Origin of the sequence: Bacteroides sp. 41_26 (assembly GCF_949740115.1) — a bacterium.
GTDB classification, from domain to species: domain Bacteria; phylum Bacteroidota; class Bacteroidia; order Bacteroidales; family Bacteroidaceae; genus Bacteroides; species Bacteroides nordii.
Map to the genome: position 1 here is coordinate 1 of NZ_CATJGZ010000092.1, position 7,801 is coordinate 7,801.

Annotated in this window: 13 protein-coding genes; all 13 read right to left on the reverse strand. The window is 43.1% G+C overall.

The window, feature by feature from the left end:
• A partial coding sequence (locus QX565_RS14315; RefSeq protein WP_289293194.1) for a hypothetical protein occupies nucleotides 1–410 on the reverse strand: 410 nt, incomplete at its 3' end.
• 11 nt (nucleotides 411–421) lie between these two features.
• Complete coding sequence (locus tag QX565_RS14320) at nucleotides 422–907, reverse strand: hypothetical protein (protein ID WP_289293196.1); 486 nt, start codon at nucleotides 905–907, stop codon at nucleotides 422–424.
• The gene (locus QX565_RS14325; RefSeq protein WP_289293198.1) at nucleotides 904–1,674 is read right to left on the reverse strand and encodes a hypothetical protein; all 771 of its coding nucleotides are present in this window, start codon (nucleotides 1,672–1,674) and stop codon (nucleotides 904–906) included. The genes QX565_RS14320 and QX565_RS14325 overlap by 4 nt, the downstream gene beginning before the upstream one ends.
• Nucleotides 1,671–2,651, reverse strand: coding sequence for a DUF6712 family protein (locus QX565_RS14330; protein WP_289293199.1), 981 nt, complete (start codon nucleotides 2,649–2,651; stop codon nucleotides 1,671–1,673). Before QX565_RS14330 ends, QX565_RS14325 begins: the two co-directional genes overlap by 4 nt.
• A 1-nt stretch (nucleotide 2,652) precedes the next feature.
• On the reverse strand, nucleotides 2,653–4,020 hold the full coding sequence (locus QX565_RS14335) for a hypothetical protein (protein ID WP_289293201.1): 1,368 nt from the start codon (nucleotides 4,018–4,020) through the stop codon (nucleotides 2,653–2,655).
• The gene (locus tag QX565_RS14340; RefSeq protein WP_195334097.1) at nucleotides 4,020–4,319 is read right to left on the reverse strand and encodes a hypothetical protein; all 300 of its coding nucleotides are present in this window, start codon (nucleotides 4,317–4,319) and stop codon (nucleotides 4,020–4,022) included. Before QX565_RS14340 ends, QX565_RS14335 begins: the two co-directional genes overlap by 1 nt.
• A 1-nt stretch (nucleotide 4,320) precedes the next feature.
• The gene (locus QX565_RS14345) at nucleotides 4,321–5,445 is read right to left on the reverse strand and encodes a hypothetical protein (RefSeq protein ID WP_289293205.1); all 1,125 of its coding nucleotides are present in this window, start codon (nucleotides 5,443–5,445) and stop codon (nucleotides 4,321–4,323) included.
• Complete coding sequence (locus QX565_RS14350; protein ID WP_289293206.1) at nucleotides 5,439–5,930, reverse strand: hypothetical protein; 492 nt, start codon at nucleotides 5,928–5,930, stop codon at nucleotides 5,439–5,441. Before QX565_RS14350 ends, QX565_RS14345 begins: the two co-directional genes overlap by 7 nt.
• Nucleotides 5,927–6,466, reverse strand: coding sequence for a phage holin family protein (locus QX565_RS14355; RefSeq protein WP_289293207.1), 540 nt, complete (start codon nucleotides 6,464–6,466; stop codon nucleotides 5,927–5,929). The genes QX565_RS14350 and QX565_RS14355 overlap by 4 nt, the downstream gene beginning before the upstream one ends.
• Nucleotides 6,467–6,596: 130 nt before the next feature.
• Nucleotides 6,597–6,860: a hypothetical protein gene (locus tag QX565_RS14360; RefSeq protein ID WP_289293208.1), complete on the reverse strand. Its 264-nt coding sequence runs from the start codon at nucleotides 6,858–6,860 to the stop codon at nucleotides 6,597–6,599.
• Between the two features lie 2 nt (nucleotides 6,861–6,862).
• Entirely contained in the window at nucleotides 6,863–7,090 is a 228-nt protein-coding gene (locus tag QX565_RS14365; protein WP_289293210.1) for a hypothetical protein, read from the reverse strand.
• The gene (locus QX565_RS14370; RefSeq protein WP_289293212.1) at nucleotides 7,083–7,442 is read right to left on the reverse strand and encodes a hypothetical protein; all 360 of its coding nucleotides are present in this window, start codon (nucleotides 7,440–7,442) and stop codon (nucleotides 7,083–7,085) included. Before QX565_RS14370 ends, QX565_RS14365 begins: the two co-directional genes overlap by 8 nt.
• Nucleotides 7,439–7,669 (reverse strand): hypothetical protein, encoded by a 231-nt coding sequence (locus QX565_RS14375; protein ID WP_289293214.1) that lies wholly within the window; start codon nucleotides 7,667–7,669, stop codon nucleotides 7,439–7,441. The genes QX565_RS14370 and QX565_RS14375 overlap by 4 nt, the downstream gene beginning before the upstream one ends.
• Nucleotides 7,670–7,801: the final 132 nt, after the last annotated feature.

The window sequence follows — 7,801 nt, forward strand, 5'->3', positions numbered from 1 at the left end:
GAACCGTCTTCACTCTCCGAACCGTCTTCACTGCCGATACGGGCGTTAATATCAGCCAGCAATGCGGCAAGCGAATCACTGTCTTTAAGCCCGTTCAGAAAATTAAGAATCTCGTTAAAGTTGTCGATTGCCTGCGATGCATTCTCACCCACAAGCCGGTCAATTCGTGAAGTGATAACATTTATAGCACTTTGCAATACGGCATCAGCATCTTTGCGTGCTGTTGTTTCATTTTTCACCGTATCCGTAAGTACTTGTATCAACTCTTCGGATACACCCGAATCCAACTGTAAATATTCTATCAAATCACAAAGTAACCCGCCAACAAGGTCATGGGTATTAGATTCCGGCAACTCGTTCTGTCTGATCTGCTCGGCAACCTCTAAAAGTTCTGTATATGTTTTCGCCATAATTTATAATTTTAATCATTAAAGACATTATCACAATTCGCATCATTGAAAGAATCATCCGCATTGAAAAACAGCACATATCCGTACAAACCGGAATCCTGTAAATAGATGCGGTGTCCCTCGCTCCCGACCAGTGTGAATCGATTGAGAAATTTATATTTTAAAGCCCGTTTGTCACGGCTGAACTTGCGTGCAAAGTCAAGCAATACCCTCTTCATATTATTGAATACCGCCGTGATCTCCTTGTTATTGCCAGTATCTTTGACGTGATCGAGAAACATGACGGAGAACTCAGTATTGATCAATACATTACCAATACCACCGGCAAAAGAGAAATCACCGGAATCAACTACCACACAAGGATAGTTCATCTTCAAAGCAAATTTTGTCTGGCTGTTATCTGCCAACGATGAGAAATGACATTTGCCCTTATCTTCGTGTCTGATCACCGGGTGCTGCCGGCTTATCTCTTCTAAGTATTCTTCAAAAGTATTCATCGCTTTTTGGCCTCCTTTATCCGTTTATTCAGTAATCGGAAAGCATCCATACAAGGTAAAGCCTTGTATGAAGGAATATCCGCAATGTTATCACCGACAAACTGATCAAAGATGGCAAGCCAGTTCGCCGGTTTAGCCTTAACCTTGTCACCCCTGCTGTTTTCTGCCGGTTCTGCCTGCGGAAACAGGTGTATGAACGAATGCCCCAACCACGATTTGATCAATGCCCAATTTATCAAAATCGAATATTTGAGATCAAACGGTAACCGGGCAACCGTCTCTGCCCTCTCTTCAAGATCAATACCTTTTTCTCCTTTGTCCGGAAAGTAGGATTCATTGTTTTTAAGGTACAGTGAAGCTACAAAGCGGTTCAAATAATCGACATTCTCCGTACTTGCATACCATGAAAAAAAGGTGTCTGCCGTCATGAACTGCTGAAAGGAAACCCCGCGAAGCTTCGCTGATGGAGCAAATAGTCTACCCGGTAACGATTGAAGATAAAACTCCTGATAAGGGGAACGGGTGTCTTTTAAAAAGTCCATGAGTTCAGCCAGTCTATACAGGTGATACGAATCGAGCCTGAGAAGCAATTTCTTTTTAATACCGAAAAACTGTATGAAAAATGCTATTTCGTCAATCCACCCTTTAGACAACCGAATGGATGCAAGAAATTGCACCGGTGACATCTCTGCATAGGTAGACGGGATTGACAACTTCACGCTTCGGGTCCCATACCATCGCTTGTATCTGAATTCAACCTCTCTCATAACCACACGCTTTTTTTATGATCATTATCGCGATCGAATACCCGCGACTGGCGGCCTTTGAAAAACTCTGGAAGTTTTTCTTCTACAAAAGTCAACAGCAGATCATGATAGGATTTAGCCGTCAACTCCACGTTGGCAGCCATCGTCAACGCCTGCTCAAAATCAACCGGATTCTCATATTCATTGCCGTTTTTATCCGGAACCAACTGTTTAAAGTATAATCCCCTGTCAGTCAATGAGCCGGTTGACCGGATCAGCATCGCAACCGCCTTGAGTATGACAAATTGCGCACACCTAATGCGCAGTTCCTCGACGGTAGTACTCCCCAAATCCTTATCTCCCGCATCGATCGCTTGAAGCAAAAGGCGATAAAGATCCACGCCCAACACCGGTTGTAATACCGTTTCTTCTACAATCTTGAAGAAGGGCTTCAACCGCAAAAAGATCAAATGGGAGTTGTTGATAAAGTAAATCTCATCGACCTCAGACGTTTTACGGACAATAGCCTTTGTACGAAACGCATAGGCAGGGGATTTCTCATACTCCGGAAAATCAGCTTTATGCTTATCAAGAAAATCAATCATGCGGTCGATCGCATTGAAACCTTTGTTTTTAAAGGCAGCACGCAACTGGTCTTCTTGATATTTGTAAGCAGATTTAAAATTCTCCGCTTCTTGACGCTGGAAGCCCTGATCAGTAATACGTATGTTCAACTCCGTATAATTGTACCAGAATGCAAGATTGGCAATCGCACGCTGGCATTCCTCTAACAACAGGAGATCAGACGGACCGGCATCAGGATCATCATAAATGTTTTGAAACTTCTCCGACAGTTCTTCACCGAAAAGGGGAATAATAAACAGCCGGAAAGCATCTTCTAAAGATGATTCAACCTTTTCGAATGAAAGAGCAGCCGACACCGGTATGAACTTTTTCAGTTCATCCGAATCCTCCCATTTTTTCTCAGAAAATATCATATCAACTCAATGTTTTTTGAGTACCGGCACCTGTGTCCAGTGTAGTTAATATTGTATTACGGAATCTCAATTCAATGTCTTTAACCCCATTGCTCCGGAGCATCAGCAGAATGGGATCAAGTAAATTCTGCCGGTCAATCCATGCATTTGCGATATTCACCAAGAAAGCTTCGCGGATATTCGAACCGCCCTGGTTGCCGGCGTATGATCCGCCCGGCATACCGGCACCGAAAACGTTGGGATTGACCATCAACGAGAAAAGAATTTCGGAGTTAGCGGCAGCCGAAGTAACCAGGTTCTCACCCCCTTTGTACTTATTGTCAAGAGCGGTAATCTTCCACTCTTCTTCAATTTTGCCGTTAGCTTCGTTAATGGCGTAATTGGTAAATAAGGGTTTCTCAGCATTCTCAAGCCCGCAAAGGTTATCTTCAATCTTATCCATGTACTGATTGATGGCCTTTTTACGCGCTTCCGGATCTTTGTAGTCATTCGGCGGAAACTTCTTCTCCCAATAGCTGTACGGTATCTGCACATGCCATTTCCACGTGATCTGGTTCTTATAGGCTTTCTTCAGGAACATCGGTACCATGTGAGCGATATCCACCCATCCGAGTATGTAGGACGGCAACCAGATCGGTTCTCCGTAGTAGTCGTTATTAGACCATGAATCGCGAACGGGAAAGACAAACGGCTTATTCATCTTGCCGGCAATCTTCAGCCACTCCAAATGCAGATCTGGATCGTAATCCATAAGACAGTCCAAAACCTGAACATTGTCTACATCGGAAGTACCCGGCGTCGATGGCCAGTTACCGGAAACGACACACTTGCACGCTCCCCACGAATCAGGTAATGTATAACGATAGAACAAGGCATTTAGCGGATTCAAACCGACTATTTCGGTACCGGACATGTTCGGTAGCATCTGTACCGCCCCGTTACCATACTTGAAATAGTCACGGCTCACCTTCTCAAGATAACGCCTGACCAACCGGGAATTAACGAACCGGCTTATCTTCAGATCAGTAACCGGCTGAAGTTGCTCATTGCCTTTTTCGTCCCAACCGGTCACTTTGCAGGGATAAATACCCTGTCCGACGGTCAACGAACGCAAGAACTTGAGACCGGTATTCAGAACCGAAGTCGTACTGATCTGCTTGCCGGCTTTTAGAGGAAAGTCATTTCCTTTACCCCAGTTCATGACACGATAATCCTTATAAACCGTCGTCTCTGTCAGACTGATGTCGTAAGGAGACAATATATCGCGCTTCTTAACCTCGTAGTCGGACGGCCGACCGACCGATTCACCGAAAACCGAGGTGCTGGTCAGCATTAAGGGAGTGCCTTCTTTATTAAATAGTATATCCATTATCGCCCCTCCTGATCATCTATGAACACCACCCTTTTTGAATTGTACGATATAATATTATCAATGCGTACCGGGTAAACGTGTGATTCCGGATTGCCGGAACAGTCACAGGGTTGAATACCCCGTAACCGATACTGTTTATTATTCATTTTGCCCGCCCCGCAGGCATAGGCTTGCGGTACAAAAATCAGTTTACCTTTAGCCGTTACGAACTTAATGGAGAAGATGCGCTTCGTTCCATCCGGATTCGTGCGGACATCCAGTTCGGAAAGCATTAAATTTCTTTTTATTGTTTTCATGTTAATCAAATGTTGAATCGAACGTTTTATCAAAGATTCTCTCTCTCAAGCTGTCACGGGTAAATATTCGCTGGCATTCATTAGCGACACGGTATGTCAATTTTATATTAAGCGGTTCAGTACGGGGTTTCGATTCTGTAAAATCTACCTCCGTAATCGTAATAAGATCGCCCAGTACATCATTTTCATAAAGGTACACCTTACTACTATGTACCATATCCTCCACACAATCCCGGATGGTATCATTTATATAGCCGGTATTGGCAGTATATGAGGTGATCAAATCCGTATGTAACTTCAAATATTCACCTTTAACAGAACCGAAAGATGCCGTCAGCTCCGAACTCCGCTCATCCCGGCCGGTGAAATACAGGCTCTCCGGAAATCCGAAACAGTTATAAAAGACAAAGTGCGTTATTTGAGGATAATGCCTGCGATCGATATCAAAATGGATCTTATCAATCAACACCTCTTGAGAGTACAAAGAAGCTTCGTAAAATATGATATCATCAGCCGTATATGAAACACCCAACTCTTTATTCAGCCGCTCCACAATGGCAGGAACACTAAAATAACGAATATCAAAAGTGCCAGGTGCCGTATTAGAGAAGAAATTCACTTTATGGAAACGGGCCTTATCTTGTGATTTATAGGCAATACCTAAGACCAATGTCTGCCCCATCTTATGATATGCGACAGGAACAACCTGATCAACGCGTACCATCCGTTTGGAAAAGCGGCTCAAAAATCTTTTATCATATACGGACATACCCGTCCGGCAGTTGGAATAATAAAAAGTCTGCGTGAATGACCCCGCCTGTTCACCGGCTGCATTATAAATACTGCCGGAGATCATTACATAATACCGTATGCTGATATAATCATCTGTCGTGTGCAGCAGGTTTATATCCAGATCACGGAAATAAGCCAGTGCCACATCACCAAGACCGTGAATTCTGACATTACCATCCTTATCGGGATAGTAGACTTCATCAAATGACGCAGAAGCTATGTCCAGACCGCTAATCTGATATTTAACGGTAATATTGCCCGATACACCGGATATACCGACATCTCCCATGTCCCGGCAAAACACCCCTCCTTCAACAATACCGCTTATCACCATCTGAACAAATAATATTTAGCCCCCACATTACAGGATTTATCAATCAGATCATAATCGCCCATGAACTCGAAACGTTTGTGACGATACGCAGCCACTAACCTTAAACTGCGATATCCGCCCATGACACCGGCAGAAAAGGAGTGTTTATACTCCGGAAAACGAAATGTATATGAAGCAGTACGGCCAAACAAACCATTCCTGTAAACCGTATCTGTCAGATATACCTTTACATATCTGGTCTGTATAATCGTATCATTATAGACCCTTTTTGTAAAATGCTGTTGCAAAATAGCAGCCGTATCCACATCGGCAGGAACAGGAACCTCTATCTCCTTGATGACCGTAGGAACACTCAACCGGATCGTGTCACTTAAACGAATTGTATCCGTGACCGTACGGACCGAGCCACTGCCGACATAAAATCCCGTACCGAACAGGATGGCTGCCACCAATACAAACAAGCATATACCGACACCGCTCTTCATCGCTTCAACGTTTTTAATTTACCGACCAGTGAGATCCACACATCCGACATGGCAACTATCAAGGTCTCTTTTGGTTTGCCATCGATAACCGCCAAATTCTCTAAAATGGACGTTCCATACTCGATACAGAAATAGACCATTGTGGCTACATGTACGACATCAAAGAAAATAACGCCTAACATGAACACCCACCCGTCGTGCATCTGCATGTCTTTTGAGAAACTGTGGAACATGAAGAAAAGGAAACACCACACAAAAACCTTGATCACGCATCTGGAGAACTTAAAACTCTCAAAAGGTTCTCCCCGTTTTTTAGATGCCCGCCGTCCGGTTGTCGTCTCTACGATTACCGCCAAAAACATCACCAACACAAGAAGCGGAGAAATACCGAGAAACTCACTTATAATCGCCACCAGTACACTCAGAGAAAATGCCGGTACCTGTGTCCCGTATTTAAAAGAAGGGAACAGGCTTAAAAGGAAACCTTTTACGCCATCAAAACCATAAGTTGCTAAAAAACGCTCAATATAATTCATCGTATTTACCTTTTATGAAGGCAAATGTAGCTGCTACCCTACAAAGAGAATAGGACACAAAAAAGGGATGCCCAACTTCACAGCCGGACACCCCCAAAATGTAAAAAAAATGTTTGTCTAATTTATATTTTTAATACCTCAGTTCTTCTTTTTCGTAAAGTACCCAGGTATATTGCCCACAAAACTGATCCGATTTAAACCCCAAACCAGACATCACTTTTGCCACATCCGGAAGTGACGGTTCACACATCTCACGGCAATCGTAAATCAATTCTCTGGAAGTACGAAATACCATTGCCGAACTTGGACCGAACGAATCGTATTTGCCCAGGACAAAAGTTCTGAACGCATCTTGAGCTGTTTTCTCCTGCTCGTTATCTATATCTTTTTTCATAATTATTCTACTATAAAGGACTCATAATCTTGTTTAATCATAAGGAGCTTCTGCAACATCTCCATTCGCTCATGTTCAGTACCTCCAAATATAGGATGGCCATGAATAATGGTACTCATCAAGCCATCTATAAAACGAATCTGCGCCTTTGCTATCTCGCAATCATCCTCTTGATTGAAAGCGATCGTCTCCTGAAGCTTATCATTTAGCATTATCTTCGGTTTACCCATGATCTTTACCTTCTCCTTTTCTTTTATAAACACCCCGTATCTGCAAATAGGCAAAACTACATACCTGTCGACATTTATCATGCTCTACATTAACATAAAAGCATCCTCCCAAGCCTTCTTCTATATCTGTCTCTTTAAAGAAGGAGATGGCAAGCTCCTTATCATCTGGATACCGTTTATTCAATTCAGCAACTTTGGCGATAGCATCACGGAATATAGTATTTAAAGAACGTCTGTCTTTGATAAGCATACCTATTTTAAACTGCTCTACATAACGACACATCTTTTTGCCTTTGGCACTCATGCCCACACAATTGGCATGAGAATGAATATCAGTCACTACGTACATCATTTTCGCCCTCCTCTCTTAGCTACAACAACACAAACCGCAGCACCAATGATTAACGGCGGATAGATGAAAGCCGCACTAATCAAAGCCACAGCCGTAACATAATAAAAATCTGAACGATTACGAACTCTACACTCTTCTGGAAGGAAGTAGTTAATGAATGCATTGAATTTGCCATCGGTTGCACGATGGGCGGGCACATAGTGTGTGCTGGTGGTTTCTTTTTTCATACGAATCATGTTTTAGCGTCTCAGGCAGAAAATAAAAAACGGCTGCCATTTTCCGTTCGCTAAAACATGATTCGTAATCCCGAAGGCTTAAGAATTGGAAAAGAGGGCAACCGCCATTTCATTATATATGTA